The sequence below is a fragment of the Ruegeria sp. CDSA034 genome (assembly GCF_059612275.1).
This window is the reverse complement of record NZ_JBXWQH010000002.1, coordinates 26,282-41,316: the sequence shown is the minus strand read 5'-3', so window position 1 is coordinate 41,316 and position 15,035 is coordinate 26,282. Positions and strand designations below refer to the sequence as shown.

The 15,035-nt window shown below is 52.4% G+C and carries 12 protein-coding genes and 2 pseudogenes; 10 read left to right on the top strand and 4 right to left on the bottom strand.

The window, feature by feature from the left end:
* Positions 1-23 precede the first annotated feature (23 nt).
* Positions 24-587, top strand: a complete 564-nt coding sequence (locus tag AC2FLJ_RS04080; RefSeq protein ID WP_282121558.1) for a flavodoxin domain-containing protein — start codon at positions 24-26, stop codon at positions 585-587.
* Between the two features lie 76 nt (positions 588-663).
* Here the strand turns inward: AC2FLJ_RS04080 and AC2FLJ_RS04075 are convergent, their stop codons facing one another.
* Together AC2FLJ_RS04075 and AC2FLJ_RS04070 are read right to left on the bottom strand one after the other, a co-directional pair.
* Positions 664-1,509: a universal stress protein gene (locus AC2FLJ_RS04075; protein ID WP_496704511.1), complete on the bottom strand. Its 846-nt coding sequence runs from the start codon at positions 1,507-1,509 to the stop codon at positions 664-666.
* A gap of 88 nt (positions 1,510-1,597) precedes the next feature.
* Complete coding sequence (locus AC2FLJ_RS04070) at positions 1,598-1,975, bottom strand: nuclear transport factor 2 family protein (RefSeq protein ID WP_282121556.1); 378 nt, start codon at positions 1,973-1,975, stop codon at positions 1,598-1,600.
* Positions 1,976-2,436: 461 nt separating this feature from the next.
* On the opposite strand from AC2FLJ_RS04070, the pseudogene AC2FLJ_RS04065 reads away from it, so the two are divergent.
* A pseudogene (locus tag AC2FLJ_RS04065) lies at positions 2,437-2,613 on the top strand (IS6 family transposase); the annotation flags it as partial.
* A gap of 386 nt (positions 2,614-2,999) precedes the next feature.
* Here the strand turns inward: AC2FLJ_RS04065 and AC2FLJ_RS04060 are convergent.
* Positions 3,000-4,733 carry an arylsulfatase gene (locus tag AC2FLJ_RS04060; RefSeq protein ID WP_496700035.1) on the bottom strand — a complete coding sequence of 578 codons (1,734 nt, stop codon included), beginning with the start codon at positions 4,731-4,733 and terminating at the stop codon, positions 3,000-3,002.
* 878 nt (positions 4,734-5,611) lie between these two features.
* Here AC2FLJ_RS04060 and AC2FLJ_RS04055 point away from each other — a divergent pair.
* Together AC2FLJ_RS04055 and AC2FLJ_RS04050 are read left to right on the top strand one after the other, a co-directional pair.
* On the top strand, positions 5,612-7,324 hold the full coding sequence (locus AC2FLJ_RS04055; protein ID WP_496704510.1) for an adenylate/guanylate cyclase domain-containing protein: 1,713 nt from the start codon (positions 5,612-5,614) through the stop codon (positions 7,322-7,324).
* Positions 7,325-7,513: 189 nt separating this feature from the next.
* Positions 7,514-8,221 (top strand): annotated as a pseudogene (locus AC2FLJ_RS04050) (IS6 family transposase).
* 78 nt (positions 8,222-8,299) lie between these two features.
* Here the strand turns inward: AC2FLJ_RS04050 and AC2FLJ_RS04045 are convergent.
* Entirely contained in the window at positions 8,300-9,079 is a 780-nt protein-coding gene (locus AC2FLJ_RS04045) for an MOSC domain-containing protein (protein ID WP_282168720.1), read from the bottom strand.
* A gap of 400 nt (positions 9,080-9,479) precedes the next feature.
* Between AC2FLJ_RS04045 and AC2FLJ_RS04040 the strand changes: the two genes are divergently transcribed.
* From AC2FLJ_RS04040 to AC2FLJ_RS04015, 6 genes are all read left to right on the top strand, one after another.
* A complete protein-coding gene (locus AC2FLJ_RS04040; RefSeq protein WP_282168719.1) occupies positions 9,480-10,799 on the top strand; it encodes an ABC transporter substrate-binding protein in 1,320 nt (439 codons plus the stop codon).
* Between the two features lie 79 nt (positions 10,800-10,878).
* Positions 10,879-11,826: a carbohydrate ABC transporter permease gene (locus AC2FLJ_RS04035; protein WP_496700078.1), complete on the top strand. Its 948-nt coding sequence runs from the start codon at positions 10,879-10,881 to the stop codon at positions 11,824-11,826.
* A complete protein-coding gene (locus AC2FLJ_RS04030) occupies positions 11,823-12,761 on the top strand; it encodes a carbohydrate ABC transporter permease (protein WP_010442361.1) in 939 nt (312 codons plus the stop codon). The genes AC2FLJ_RS04035 and AC2FLJ_RS04030 overlap by 4 nt, the downstream gene beginning before the upstream one ends.
* A complete protein-coding gene (locus tag AC2FLJ_RS04025) occupies positions 12,758-12,946 on the top strand; it encodes a hypothetical protein (RefSeq protein WP_058274732.1) in 189 nt (62 codons plus the stop codon). The genes AC2FLJ_RS04030 and AC2FLJ_RS04025 overlap by 4 nt, the downstream gene beginning before the upstream one ends.
* 2 nt (positions 12,947-12,948) lie before the next feature.
* A complete protein-coding gene (locus AC2FLJ_RS04020) occupies positions 12,949-14,046 on the top strand; it encodes an ABC transporter ATP-binding protein (RefSeq protein ID WP_496700079.1) in 1,098 nt (365 codons plus the stop codon).
* Positions 14,039-15,031, top strand: coding sequence for an ABC transporter ATP-binding protein (locus AC2FLJ_RS04015; RefSeq protein WP_496700081.1), 993 nt, complete (start codon positions 14,039-14,041; stop codon positions 15,029-15,031). The genes AC2FLJ_RS04020 and AC2FLJ_RS04015 overlap by 8 nt, the downstream gene beginning before the upstream one ends.
* The last annotated feature ends 4 nt before the right edge of the window (positions 15,032-15,035 follow it).

The window sequence follows — 15,035 nt, the reverse complement described above, 5'->3', positions numbered from 1 at the left end:
GACCGATTTTTGGGAGAATCGGAATGACCTTACTCATCGCCTTCACCACGGTCGAAGGCCAAACAGCAAAGATTGCGCGCTTCATCACCGATCTCGCGAAGAATGCCGGTTTCGACGCAAAGCTGATCAATACCGATGAAATGCACAGCCACGTTTCACTTGACGATGTGGTCAAGGTTATTCTCCTGGCCCCTGTCCACGAGCGTAAGCACCCCAAGTCATTCGAAGCATTTGTCGCTTCAAATAGAGATGCCTTAATGAAGCGAAAGTCCCTCGTGCTTTCCGTCGGTCTAAAAGCTGCTTTCGCGTCAGGTCGAGAAGAAGCACGCGACTATCTTGACGAAATGCTTCTTCGAACAGGTTTTGAACCAAATGCGACGGCTTTGATCGCAGGCGCGGTGAGGCCCGAAAACTACGGGTATTTTGAGAGGGAGATTCTTCAGCACGTCGTCTTGCTCGGTCGAAAAATCGATCCACGAGAAGGGGCAAGGGAGTTTACTGACTGGGATGAACTCACGTTAATTGTGATAGAGTTCCTTGGCGAAAACGGGCAGGCAAACACGCTTCAACCTCAAGCAAACTCTTAAAAAAGTCTCTCAATTATTTACCGATGAACTTTGATTGCTATGACTCCCAGAAAGTCACAGTTATCGGCTCACTTCATCAGTGTCCGAAAAGCACTGGTAAACTTGTCTGCTCCAACATTGCTTGCGTCGTGCCCCCAAAAACTGACTCTCGCAAATGGGAATGCCCATAAGCGCCCATAACAATGAGATCGGCCCCCGCTTCTCTTGCTCGTTCTTGAATGCAATGTGCAACTGAATTTCCCCCGCACTGGAACTGCGACACGGTCACGTTGCAACCGTGATGGCCGAGCCATTCAGCTAGGTCAGTTCCATGCACACTACCTTCTACGTCCTCAGGCGACGGCAAATCAAAACATCCAATTACAACTTCCTTGGCCGCCAGAAGAATGGGTAAAGCTAAATGCGTCGCCCTGGACGCAGGCAAGCTGTCATTCCATGCCAAAAAAACGCAGTCGCGTTGGGCAAACGGATCTCCATTTATCATCAGAGCAACCGGCGAATGAAACAATACTCCGCACGTGATCTTGTGAAATAAATCGGGGTCTTTTCGCAAATCAGCGTCTAGAAAAGCGATATCAGAGCATTTGGCTTGTTCTGCTACAAGTTTCTGTAACTCTGCTCCAAGTCCCATGAAGCCAGTTACATTTGCAGATACGCCCTGCCCAGCAAGAAGCGTTTCAACTTCAATGGCGCGAGACTTCAGGGCGGCATTTTTCGCGTGAAGAACGTCCAACCAGTTTGAGGGCAGACCCGCCTCAACGAACCTGTTTGATCCATACTTCAGGTAAGGCAGGTTAGGTAAGGCCGCGAACAATACGCAATTCAAGTGGTCGTTCTGGACATGGGCAGTTTCAGCGCATTCCAAAATCGACGCGTCGTCAGCATCAACTCCTACATAATATGCCACTGTTCTGTGTTGCATTCCCGACCTCCGCCCGGAATTTCACTTCGCCCGAAAGCCGTGCGCATTGATTGAACCAGCAAATAGCCGATGTTGTTATTCGCTCTTCTTACTTCGGCAACATGAAAAACTCTTCCAGCACAATCTTGCCTTCCGCGACCGAATACACCGCGATCTCGCGCAGGGTCATACGCTCACCCGTGGCCTTCTGAACGACTTCGGCTCTGAAGCGGACTCCAAAGCGGTTGGGTGGGTGGACGTAGGGGCCATCCACTTCTAGTTCTTGGATTTCATGCGATGCCAACCAATCCTCTCTTTTTCCCTTGATGGCTTCTCGCCCCTTTGAAACGCGGAATTGTCGAACCGGAGGCACGACTGCCTCTATCGACTGTGCGTTTTCGGCATACATTTCATCAACACTTGCAAGGCCCCTGCGCTCACGCATGGCCTGGACGAATGATCTTCCGATTTCAATCAACTCTTCCATGAGCCCCCCCTGAATTACCATTGACAGTACCACTTCTTGCCCGCGCCAATCTTGACAAGGATCAATAAGCATATCGATGGATACTGTGAGGCCGGTTCGAACAAGTCTCAGCTAGGCCAACAGAGATGTCGCTTGTAACGCGCCAAGTTCGCGCCACTCGGCAAGAGCGGCGGTGCCGTGACAACTTGAAGGTGTCTCGGCTGGGAAGGGATCGCCCCTAGTTGAAGTGGTTGTAAACGGAGGAATGGACGGAGGCGAATTTCTGCAAACTTCGCATAAGGGCTCACATCGCCAATTTCCGACGATTTGTGAATATCAGATTCAGAGCACTGGGTCGACTTTGTAAAGTCAGTAAACTGCGCATCGCCGTCATTCGGGCATCGCGCAGCACCGGTCAAAGTGAGGCTCGATGCGGCCATTCGGTAGAATTCAGTGAATGTCTGCTTTGCGGACAAAACAGCCGTTCGCGACATACGATGCAGCGGTTAAGGCGGATGCGAAGTTTGCAGAAGCTCGTCGCCGTTCACTCCTCCGTCTCCAATCACTTCAACTAGGAAAGATCGTTAGCCAGTCGAGACACCTTCAAGCTGACCCGCGCCGCCGCTCTTAGCGAGTGGCGTCAACTTTGTTCCGGATAAGTTCGCGATTTCCGCGGCAAACTGAGACTAGTTCGAATTAGTCTGACAGCACCTCTCATCCGATACAGTCTTCACGAAGTTGATTATCTCAGATTTCGTCGCACCGCCGTTCCAAGACTTCAGGGGGTCAGAGAAGGCTTGTGTGCTGGCGATTACCAGACAAGCGGATCCAAAGGCTGCTTTGATCAACCAGTGCTTTGACATGTAGATCACCTTTTAGAATCACAAGTTAAGGGGATTGCGGGCGCTGAGCGAAAGTCCGTGGCATTCGCCAATAGCATCCAAAAAAACTCACTCCAGCCTAGAGAAACTGTGAAGAAGCACTTACTCCGTTTCACATTTTCGATGTGTCGAGGCGCCGCATAACGACGCCCCGACCATTTGCGTCAGTTGCCGGTTGGCAGGCTCAAATTGAAGCCGTCCTTTTTCAACTGGTCACGCACCGTCGTGAAGCGGTGGTACTCGCTGAGCGTAATTGGGCCGGAGTAGGATTCGCTCTGCACCGGACGTGGGGGATAGTCGATGTAGGTTCTCACAACCCGCTCAACCTCGCCCATCAGTGTCGGCATCGTCCAAGTGTTCTCACGCCCGGTGGTCATGAAGATGTCGTAGCGCTCCATAGGGTCTTCCCAAAGGTTGAACACCTGCGGAACGGTAGCAACGTACATTTCGGCCCCACGCCATCCCAATTCGGCAGCAGGAGCTTCGGATCCGGCACGCGCACCGTTGTCGCCGCGCATGTTGAAGACGGCCTTCCATTCATTGACGCGCACCGCGCCTGGAGTGAGTTCATTCTCGGTAAAATACGCCCAGGTGTTGCGCTGTGGGTCGGCCTCTCCAAACAGGACCGGAGCCATATCAATGCTGTCAAAAATCGTCGGCTGCCCTTCCCGGTCTTCGGTCGGCAACGGAACGCCGGCGAGGTTGGCAAAGGTGGCCATCAGATCGGTGCCGCCGGTGATGTCGCTCGACTTCGTGTTCGGCTCGATCTTACCGGTCCACTTTGCGAAGAAAGGTACGCGGTATGCCCCTTCACGGTCAGTCCCTTTGGTGCCACGAAACGGTGTCATGCCGGCATCAGGATGCACATCCTGCCATGCGCCATTATCAACAGTGTAAATGATCAGGGTATTTTCCCCAATTCCGAGATCTTCCACCTTGTCGAGGATCTGACCGGTGTGGAAATCAAGCTCTACCACCTTGTCGCCATACTTGTTCTTTACCGCCGACTTGCCCACAAAATCAGGCGACGGCAGGTTAGGCTGGTGGTTCGCAGCCCAGTTGATAGACATGAAGAATGGCTGGTCCAGGCCAGCAAGACGCTCCAGTTCTGCCACCGCTTTTTCCGCACCAACCTTGTCCAGCGCGGCCAAATCAGCAGTCGTCATGTCTTCGATAGTCAGCACTTCCTTGGCAGGATCTCCGGCCACGCCTTCAAAAACGCCGGTGGTGTTCTCTTTGTAAAATGCTCTCTGATCATCGGACATCTGCACATTCCAGTCGTCCAGCGCATAGGTGTACGCATTCAGGTGATAGAGAAATGTGTTTTCCATCTTGTCGTAGCCATGGGCTGTCGGCATGGCATAATCTGCTTCCCCGAGGTGCCATTTTCCCATGAAGTAAGTGTTGTAATCAGCCTGCTTCAAAACAGACGCAATCGTCCATTCTGCCGCCGGTAGTCCACCACCCTGACCCTGAAAAGCAACCGTCGTCATGCCCGAGCGGTTCGGGAAACGCCCGGTCTGCATCGCGGCACGCCCCGGCGTGCAAGAGGATTGAGCGTAGAAATCTGTGAACATCATCCCTTGCTTGGCCATTTGATCAAGATTGGGCGTGTCCATGCCGCGCGCGGCGCCCCCATGATAGGCACCAAGGTCCCAATACCCAGTATCGTCAGAAACGATCATAATGATGTTGGGCTTGCTGCCATAGGTCGACAAAGACGTCGGATCGAAATCCTGAGCCGTCGCGGAGATCGCGAAAGTACAAAAGAAAGCAGCCAATGGCGTGGCAACTTGGTGAGGTTTAATCATGTTTATCTCCTTCTCCGGGTAAAAAGTATTAAAGTTTTGAAACTGCGCGTTTCTAAAGGTTTTGATACAGTGCAGAACTGAACACACTACGACCTATTCCGAATGGCCTCTTATACTTTTGGATACATCGGCCTCTCGGGGCGCCGTTTAATCACACCGAACAACTAGTCGATAGGACACTAAACTTTGGATGATCCTTGCGATCATCCTCAGTAATCTCTGTCGTCGTTTTTAGGTCTAAATCAACGTTTCACTTTTTTGAGTGATTTAACCCACGAATAGCGCTTGCTTTACTCGCATAAAAGTTTGACCGCCTCATGTTCAACGACGGTTGTCAGTGGAAAACGGCAGAGAACCAACAACTCACATGAAATTATTGCGATTCATCTATTTGTCAAAGTTTCGTCGTGTGCAAATCCGCCCCGGAAGTCTTCGTCCTGATAGATCAAAGGCCAATCATGCACTAACTTTCAATTTGGACCACTAAAATTGGGCGGCTCAGTTCGACCAACGCGCTAGAAGCGGCCGTAATCGCGAATTGGGTTGGGCGCACCCAGAGCAGGCCATCGCTTTAGACCGTGGGCAACTTTGCGTAGCCAAAATTTTGAGACCTTCCTATTTAATGTCCGGTTTGCACTGTTTGCGGTCCTCCGGTGAAAGCGGGCCAATGGCCGCAAAGTCCGCAGAGTGGTCGTTCGTACCAACTGCCGCGAATGACCGCTACGAGCCCAAAGCGGAATTGCTTTGCCACGAACGTTGGCAGCTAAAGAAACGCAAGTAACTAACTCCGCGGATATGAAGGTGACCGTTTGCTGAATGCACGACAGGTATTTGAGCATTACCTTTTTAGTTGTGCGTGTATGCCTGTACCTGTGCTTTCTATTCATTAAGGCTTTTCAAAATCTGACGAATGGGCTGACAGAAGCAACCCACCGAGCTAACTTCATTGCAAAGAGGAGGGGTGAATGGGAAGACGTCTCACGACGGTATTGGCCGCCGACATTGTGGGCTATTCCGCGCTGATGGATCAGGACCGTACTGGCACAGTCGCTGCATTAAAGACCTTCCGCGAGGACACGTTTCTCCCGATCGTGGAAGATACCAATGGTTCACTGATCAAAAGCATGGGCGACGGCTGGATCGTCGAGTTTCAATCACCATCTGAAGCAGCAGCTTGCGCGATTGCAGTTCAGTCCGCCCACAAACCTGACCACATCAAACTGCGCATCGGGGTTCACACAGGGGAAGTTGTAACCGATGGCGATGACATTTTCGGCGACGGCATCAATGTTGCGGCGCGTCTGGAGGCTCTCGCGAAGCCGGGACAAGTGCTCTTTTCAGATATGTCACATAACAGCCTTGACCGTAACGATGCGGGATTATTCGACGGCGGAGAGCAAACCGAACTGAAAAACATCACGCGGCATGTTGGAATCTGGTGTTGGCCAAAGGGTACGAAAGCCAATCTCGCGATCAAGGCGGATGTGAGGCCGGGAATCGCAGTGCTCCCATTCGACAATATGTCGGGTGATCCGGAGCAGGAGTTCTTTGCCGATGGCATAACGGAAGACATCATAACTGAGCTATCTCGGTTTCGTTGGTTGATGGTCGTCGCACGAAACTCTTCTTTTTCTTATAAGGGGAAAAGCACGGACATCCGCGACGTGGGCCGCGACTTAGGGGTTCGGTATGTACTGGAAGGCTCCGTTCGGCGTTCCGGGCAGCGCGTCCGCATCACGGGACAGCTCATAGATACCGAAAATGGGAGCCATTTGTGGGCGGACCGCTTTGACGGTGTGCTCGACGACATCTTTGATCTTCAAGATCAAGTCACCGAAGACGTAGTTACAGCTATTGAACCATCGGTGCGGCACGCTGAAACAAATCGTGCGCGTGCAAAACCCACCAAGGACTTACAGGCATACGAGCTCTACCTCCGAGCTTTATCACATTTCCACTTGCTGACTGACCAAGACAACATAGAGGCAATACGACTGACAAAACTGGCTTTGGATCGAGATCCGGAATACGCCTCCGCAGCGGGCTTGCTAGCATGGCTTCATATCCAACGTCTTGTGCAAGGTTTGGAACCTGTAGATCAGGGACCCAAGTCAGCTGTCGCGGCCGCAGAGCAGGTGCTGCGGAGCGATCGCGCGGACGGCATTGCAAAGGCTTATGCCGCGCATTCGATCTCTATGCTGGCACAAGACCTGTCCCGCGCGCGGACAGCCTTTAAGGAAGCATTGTCGGAAAATCCCAACGCGGCGACGGTCCACATGCTCGCCGCTGCAAATCTTTATTTGCTGAATCGCCCTGACAAGGCGCTGGAACATGCAGTCCGGTCTGTCGAACTCAGCCCGGGTGATCCATTGCGGCACGCCGCTTTCATGGGACAGGGTGCCGCCTTGTTTCACTTGGGACGTTATGAGGAAGCCGCGCAGGCCTGTCGCGAAGCCTTGGCTGTGCGTGCAACCTTCCTGATGAGCCACCTGATGCTGATTGCCTCGCTCGCTGAGCTCGATGACATAGATGCGGCAAAAACAGCGGCTGTCAAATTGAACGAAATCGCTCCGAATGCGGCTTCGATAACCGAGACAACACGTTTACCATTATTCTCTATTCCAACCTGCGCTGATCGCTGGCGCAGCGGGTGGAAAAAAGCAGGGTTGCAAGTGTGAAGGCAAACGGCACCCCCCCCGGTTCCGACAACCATGCATTCGGTAAAGGATATTTCGCCTTTGTCTTGAAAATCAGTCGCTGACCAAAACTCTGCCTGGCTGGCCCTCCTCATGGACACGGAACACCAAAATGGTCTTGTCAGAAGAACTTTGCTTGAGCGGGGTAGGGCAGTTGCGTAGCTTTTGCCCATGACCAGACCTGCCTCATTCAAATACTTTAAAACCAGTCCCGAGATCATCCGCCTTGCGGTGATGCTGTACATCCGTTTCCCGCTCTCGCTTCGGAATGTCGAAGATCTGCTGTACGAGAGAGGCATCGACGTGAGCCACGAAACTGTCCGATATTGGTGGAACAGGTTTGGCCCGATGTTTGCATCAGAGGTCCGAAGAAAACGGGTTCAGCCACTCCGAGCCTTTTCAAAATCGAAGTGGCACGTTGACGAGGTTTTCGTGAAGGTGAGTGGCAAGCGGCATTATCTTTGGCGAGCCGTTGATTATGAAGGCGAGGTGCTGGAAGCCATTGTCACCAAACGCCGAAACAAGCAGGCTGCACTGAAATTCCTCAGGAAATTGATGAAGCGGCACGGAGAAGCGGAAAACGTCGTCACGGATCGCTTCGCCTCATACAGAGCCGCGCTCAGAGAGCTTGGCGCTACCGAAAAACAAAGGACGGGCAGGTGGCTCAACAACCGCGACGAGAACTCGCACCTGCCGTTTCGACGAAGAGAACGGGCCATGCTGCGTTTCAGGCGTATGCGAAGTTTGCAGAAATTCGCCTCCGTCCATTCCTCCGTTTACAACCACTTCAACTAGGAAAGATCGTTAGCCAGTCGAGACACCTTCAAGCTGACCCGCGCCGCCGCTCTTAGCGAGTGGCGTCAACTTTGTTCCGGATAAGTTCGCGATTTCCGCGGCAAACTGAGACTAGTTCGAATTAGTCTGACAGCACCCCGCTGAGATTATTTCGAATTTGTTCTACGGCGACCACATTCCAAGTTGTCCTACGTTAAGAGTTCCGCTGTCTTTCACCTCTGCATAAACGCCCATATCCATGTGGCCCAAGTGTTTTCGAATAAGGAACGGGATTCTCATGTCTCGTTCGGCTGTTTCTGGGTTAACTTCAGTGGCGGCGCATCTTTTTGTTCGCGAGATAATTTTTAGTTTCACGTCGCCAAACACCAAGGTAAAGCCGACAGAGTCCAATTCGGAAAACGGTGGTAGCCCCTCCAATTCAATATTCGCGCGAAACCTTGCCGGGTGCAATTCCACGTTTAGCTGCCTACTAAGCGCGTCGACAGAGGCCAGGTTGAGAACAGAAATAGCGTTCATCATTTTTGGCGACACGACCGAAACGTCCGTAAATCGATGTGGGTAAGAAGAGACAAACACTGGCGGCTCGGGGTCCCTTAGACCGAGTGTGTTGTAGAGGAAAGTCGCCGCGTCCCTTTGCCCCTTTGGCTCACGCATTTCGAAGTGGTGAGTTTTCACTCCTACTTTTATTTCCAGCAGCTGATTTTGAGCGTCGAATTTAGTTTGGAGACCGGCCAGACCTGCTTCATTCAAAAGCACAACAAAGCGGTCTTTTTCCAGCGGTTTCGGATTAAGGGTGTCGAATCCGGAGTTGTAGCGAGCAAAGCCAAAAAGGCGGTCACCAGGAATGCCTTCTCCCGCCAGCAGGTTAACGGTGCTTAGTGGTTCCGGACTCAAACCTTTGATAGGGTAGCGGTTCATCCGCACAATGTTGAGTTCGTTCATTCGTGGGATCCTGATTTGTCGAGATATTCCGGCAGTAGGGCTAGCAAGCGCTCTTCAAACTATCCCAATTTAACTCCTTGGATGAACGTCTAGAATATGGTTTCGGCACTATTTTTGGTTGGTTCGGGTTGGCAATCTAAAGCCTTCGGCGTCGTGATTTAAAGCATAGACGCGTTCAATCTCGAATTCCCTCTCCCTTTTCGCATAATGATTCTGAGGAGGTAGGGCGGTGAAATATGCAATAAAAGCAACGTACTATTGACCATTGTCAAGGTGAATTTAACAACTCTGAGGTACGAACCTCAAAAATTTCTGGACTTGAGGTGCGTACCTCAAATAGCCTTGGAGGTATGCCGCGATTCGCACATCCTCGATTGACGGCGAAAAAAGGGAGGAATGGATGACTTACACAAAACTGGCTTCGGTCAGCGCAATAGTCCTTGCCGCTACTACTCTTTCTACCAAGGCAAATGCTGAAGATCTGACACTATGTTGGGCGGCATGGGACCCGGCCAACGCGCTTGTCGAACTATCAAAGGAATTCGAAGCAGAATCCGGCCACACAATGAATTTCGAATTTGTTCCTTGGCCAAATTTTGCGGACAGGATGCTGAACGAACTGAACTCCGGCGGTAAGCTCTGCGACCTGCTGATTGGTGATAGCCAATGGATCGGCGGTGGCGCTGAGAATGGCCACTATGTCCAGCTGAACGACTTCTTCGATGCTGAAAGCATCAGCATGGACGATTTCGCACCTGCAACAGTTTACGCTTATTCGACCTGGCCCAAGGGTACACCAAATTACTACGCGCTGCCCGCGATGGGCGATGCGAATGGTTGGTTCTACCGCAAGGATTGGTTCGAAAACCCTGAAATCCAAGCCGCGTACAAAGAAGCGACTGGTCAGGACCTACGCGAGCCTCAGTCTCAGAAAGAGTTGTTGCAGATCGCGCAGTTCTTCCAAGGTCGTGAAATCGACGGCAAGACTGTGTATGGGGCTGCAATCTTTACCGAGCGCGGCTCGGAAGGCATCACCATGGGTGTCACCGGGGCCCTGTATCCGTGGGGTTTCAAATACGAAAACACTCCTGGCTCATATGATATGGAAGGCGCCGTAAACTCACCGGAAGCGGTTGAGGCTCTGGAATTCTACAAAGAATTCTACAAAACGGCGACGCCTCCGGGATACACCAACTCTTACATGGGTGAGAGCTTGGATGCATTTAAATCCGGTCAAGTCGCCATGGCTATGAACTGGTTTGCGTTCTTCCCGGGTCTTTACGCCGATCCCAATACCGGCGGTGACAAGATCGACTTCTTTGTGAACCCACCGCAAAATCAGGCAGGCTCGACACTGGGCGGACAAGGAATTTCTGTTGTCAGCTACTCGGATAACCAGGACGCCGCACTTGAGTACATAAAGTGGTTCGCGCAGCCGGAAGTTCAGGCCAAATGGTGGGAACTTGGCGGTTACTCGGCACATAACTCGGTGCTTGAAGATCCTGGTTTCGTGGACAGCCAACCGTTTGCCGGTGATTTCCTAGAAGCAATGGGTGGAGTACAGGATTTCTGGCAGGAGCCTGCCTATGCGGAACTCCTGCTGGCAATGCAGAAACGCATCCACGACTACGTTGTTGCCGACCAAGGCACAGCTCAAGAAGCGCTTGATCTTTTGATCGAAGATTGGACGGAAGTCTTCGAAGACGAAGGTAAGCTGTAACCCGGACGCAGGCAGGAGCGGGTGCGAACCCGCTCCACCTTCTCCCGTGTGTCGTAATCCAACAAGAACTGGCAATGAGATGTCTGACAGGTCCGTAAATCGCGTTGCGCAGGCAACGCCCGAGAGAGTTGCGCGAAAAATCAGGGGTTTATCCGACCGCGCGATCGCATGGATATTCATCTCCCCAACGATATTTCTACTGCTGGCAATCAACATCTTTCCGTTGATCTGGACCATCAAACTTAGCTTTACCAACTACAAGGCCAATCGGATCGGGCGCGAGGTCAAAGACGTTGGCTTCAAGAATTACGAGCGTATCCTAACCGACTCTGACACCTGGCTGAATATGCAGGCGACGGCGCATTTTCTATTCTGGACGATCTTCTTTCAGGTTCTGATCGGGTTCACTTTGGCGTGGCTGATCAACAAGAAGTTTAAGGGCAATGACCTTTGGACCACGATCATTGTGTTACCGATGATGCTGTCCCCGGCCGTTGTCGGGAACTTCTGGAAGTTCCTGTATCAGCCACAGATCGGCCTGTTCAATTACATCGTGTCCTGGTTCACCGGCAAGGAGCCGTCGAGCTTTGAGATGTTAGGCTCAGTAACTTTGGCCCCATGGGCGATCGTCATTGTTGATACATGGATGTGGACGCCGTTTGTTATGCTAATTTGCCTAGCCGGGCTGCGCAGCATTCCCGGCTATATCTACGAGGCTGCCGAGATCGACCGGGCCAGCAAGCTGCGGCAGTTCCTCACGATTACTATCCCGATGGTGCTGCCATTTCTGATGCTCGCGGTGCTGTTTCGTGGGATCGAGAACTTTAAGATGTTCGACTTAGTGGTTCAGCTAACCGGCGGAGGGCCGGGTTCTGTAACGGAACTCACTTCGATCAATCTCAAGCGGGAGGCGTTTGAGAAGTGGCGCACCGGCTATGCCTCGGCCTATGCGATCATCCTTTTCGTCACCGTGTTCGGCCTTGCGTCGATCTACGTCAAAGCCCTGAACAAGGTGAAACAGAGATGAGTAGCTTTTCCGTCACCGAACCTTCGAACCGGTCCAAGTGGATCGCAGGCTTCTTGGTCATCACTTATGCGCTGATCACGATGATCCCGTTGGTGTGGATCTTGCTGACTGGCTTCAAATCGCCAGCCGATGCGATCAGCTATCCACCCAAGGTGGTTTTTGACCCGACGCTAGAAGGCTATGTCAACCTTTTCACCACACGCACACGGCAAACGCAGGAGTTTCTGGAAGCCAATCCACCGCAGAACTGGGCCGATGAGATCGTGCGCCAATACGACATGGTGATCGTTGGACCATCCAAGTTCGGTGAGCGCTTTATGAACTCGGTCATCATCGGGTTTGGATCAACGTTCCTGAGTATTTTTCTTGGCACTTTGGCGGCCTATGCCTTCAGTAGGTTCAAGGTCCCGCTTAAAGACGACCTTCTGTTCTTCATCCTCAGTACAAGAATGATGCCCCCGGTTGCTGTCGCCATCCCAATCTTCCTGATGTTCAGAAATCTTGGGCTCAGCGATACGCACTTGGGAATGATCCTGCTGTACACAGGCGTGAACATCTCTCTGGCAGTGTGGTTGCTGAAAGGATTCATCGACGAAATCCCAAGAGAGTACGAAGAAGCCGCTCTCATAGATGGCTACACACGCTTTCAGGCATTTTACAAAGTGGTGCTGCCACAAGCCGCGACCGGCATAGCCTCGACAGCTATCTTCTGCCTCATCTTTGCATGGAATGAATATGCATTTGCCGTACTGCTTACCTCAGCAAATGCGCAGACCGCGCCGCCCTTCATCCCAACCATTATCGGTATCGGTGGTCTGGACTGGCCTGCTGTGGCGGCTGGAGCAACGATCTTCCTGATCCCGGTTATGATTTTCACCATCCTGATGCGCAAACACCTGCTGCGTGGGATCACATTCGGAGCCGTGCGCAAATGAGCGAGTTTCTTACCGGATTGATGCGGCTTCGCCGCGGCCCATGGGAAATGGTCGCAACTATCCTTATCGCACTGGGTGTCTTCATGCTGATGCAGCCCTTTGTCCTTTGGGCTTTCACCTACTCTTTCATCGTAACGCTGATCGGAACCGTTATGTTCATCATCGTCAGCCACTTCCCGGAGTAGAAATGGCCCAGATCATAGTCAAAAACGTAAAAAAGATGTTCGGCGATTTCACGGCTGTACGCGAAAGCTCGTTCACGATTGAGGATGGTGAGTTCTTCATGCTGCTGGGGCCATCCGGTTGCGGAAAGACGACGACACTGCGGATGATCGCAGGTTTGGAACTTCCAACGTCGGGTGAAATCTACCTGGACGGTGAAGAAATCAGTCAACGGCCACCTTCAGAGCGAGACATTGCCTTCGTATTCCAGATGTTCGCGCTGTACCCGCATATGAACGTGCGTAAGAATATCAGCTATCCGTTGATTTCGCAGGGGATGCCACGTGCCGCGGTCAAAGCCAAGATAGAAGAAGTCGCCGGAATTCTGGGGATAACAGACATTCTTGACAGCCCCGTCGGAGGGCTTTCCGGAGGAGATAGACAACGGGTTGCGCTCGGGCGCGCGATTGTGCGCGAACCCAAAGCCTTCATGATGGACGAACCTCTTGGTGCACTTGATGCAGAGTTTCGTGAACACATGGCCGAAGAACTGCGCGCGCTTCATGACCGTATGGGTGCGACCACTGTTTACGTTACACATGACCAGTTGGAAGCCATGCAAATGGGCGACAAAATCGTAGTGATGAACAATGCTGTGATCGAGCAATTCGGCACGCCTCAGGAGATTTACGACAAACCCGCTACGATGTTTGTAGCTAACTTTATCGGGTCTCCTTCGATGAACTTCCTGCCATTTCAGGGAAAGGTCGAACCTGGCACTGAAATGGTTCGCCTGAACGGGCATGACGAACCTGTTCCCAAACTGATGGAAGGGGCTGAAGGTGACTTGGTTTTTGGTGTCCGCCCCGAGCATGTTTTTCTATCAGATGCAAGCGCCTACCGGGCCAAGGTCCTGGCCGCAGAATATTTGGGAACTACCCAGATCGTGACATTGCAAAGCCCGAACGGTGAGCTGAAAGCCCGGGTTGATGCACGCGAAGTCGTTAGCCCTGGCGAGACCGTGGGATTGGAGTTCCGCTCACCCGCAGTAACCCTTTTTGAAAAATCTACCGGACGCGCGTTGAGGTCCGCTCTGAACGACGAGGTGCTGAGCAATGGCTGAAGTCGTTTTGGAGAGTATCTCGAAGTCATTCGGCAATCTTAAAGCGGTGGATGATATCTCAATGACGATCCCCAACGGTGCCTTTGTGGTGTTGTTGGGCCCGACCGGCGCGGGAAAAACAACAACACTGAGATTGATATCCGGACTTGAGAAACTGGATTCAGGAACAGTGCGCATTGGCGGGCGTGACGTTGGAATAGATACACCCGCCCAGCGCGATGTGGCGATGGTCTTCCAGCAATACTCGCTGTACCCGCATATGACAGTGCGTGAAAACCTGTCTTTCCCTCTGCGTTCGCCGATCCTGAAGACGCCAGAGGATGAAATCGCGAGGAAGGTCAACGAAGTCTCGGAGATCCTCCAGATCCCACACAAACTGGACAACAAAGCCACAGAGCTGTCTGGCGGTGAAATGCAGCGGGTGTCAATTGGGCGGGCCCTGGTGCGCGATCCACAGATATTTCTCATGGACGAACCGCTCAGTTCGTTGGATGCCAAGCTGCGGGCGGATTTGCGTGTGGAGCTAAAAAGAATTCAAGCGGATCTGGGGTCCACGCTTTTGTATGTGACCCATGATCAGGTCGAGGCCATGACGATGGCTACGCATATCGGCGTGCTGGAAGAGGGCAGGTTGGTGCAATACGGCACGCCTCGAGATATTTATGAAAACCCCCGCAGCGTGTATGTCGCGAGCCGGTTGGGTTTGCCGCGCATCAACATTCTGCCATCCAACTTGTTTGGTGGGGATCACAAAGGCCCTCAGATTGGCCTGCGCCCTGAGAACATCCTGGAAGGCGAGGGTAGTGATGCTCGTGTGATCCGTGCCGAGCACCTTGGTGACCAAACGCGATTGCACTTGGATTTGAATGGCCACACGGTCGTGACCTTGATTGATGTCCACCAGGACTACCCTGCCGGGCAAACGATAAAGATTCGTCCTCATAACCCGTTGTATTTCGACGCCTCCGGCGCGCGCGTGGCTTAAGGAG

Excerpts from the sequence above, each read along its gene's own strand:
- AC2FLJ_RS04080 (WP_282121558.1), top strand. The coding sequence starts at position 24 with ATGACCTTACTCATCGCCTTCACCACGGTCGAAGGCCAAACAGCAAAG.
- AC2FLJ_RS04075 (WP_496704511.1), bottom strand. The coding sequence starts at position 1,509 with ATGCAACACAGAACAGTGGCATATTATGTAGGAGTTGATGCTGACGAC.
- AC2FLJ_RS04070 (WP_282121556.1), bottom strand. The coding sequence starts at position 1,975 with ATGGAAGAGTTGATTGAAATCGGAAGATCATTCGTCCAGGCCATGCGT.
- AC2FLJ_RS04055 (WP_496704510.1), top strand. The coding sequence starts at position 5,612 with ATGGGAAGACGTCTCACGACGGTATTGGCCGCCGACATTGTGGGCTAT.
- AC2FLJ_RS04045 (WP_282168720.1), bottom strand. The coding sequence starts at position 9,079 with ATGAACGAACTCAACATTGTGCGGATGAACCGCTACCCTATCAAAGGT.
- AC2FLJ_RS04040 (WP_282168719.1), top strand. The coding sequence starts at position 9,480 with ATGACTTACACAAAACTGGCTTCGGTCAGCGCAATAGTCCTTGCCGCT.
- AC2FLJ_RS04035 (WP_496700078.1), top strand. The coding sequence starts at position 10,879 with ATGTCTGACAGGTCCGTAAATCGCGTTGCGCAGGCAACGCCCGAGAGA.
- AC2FLJ_RS04030 (WP_010442361.1), top strand. The coding sequence starts at position 11,823 with ATGAGTAGCTTTTCCGTCACCGAACCTTCGAACCGGTCCAAGTGGATC.
- AC2FLJ_RS04025 (WP_058274732.1), top strand. The coding sequence starts at position 12,758 with ATGAGCGAGTTTCTTACCGGATTGATGCGGCTTCGCCGCGGCCCATGG.
- AC2FLJ_RS04020 (WP_496700079.1), top strand. The coding sequence starts at position 12,949 with ATGGCCCAGATCATAGTCAAAAACGTAAAAAAGATGTTCGGCGATTTC.
- AC2FLJ_RS04015 (WP_496700081.1), top strand. The coding sequence starts at position 14,039 with ATGGCTGAAGTCGTTTTGGAGAGTATCTCGAAGTCATTCGGCAATCTT.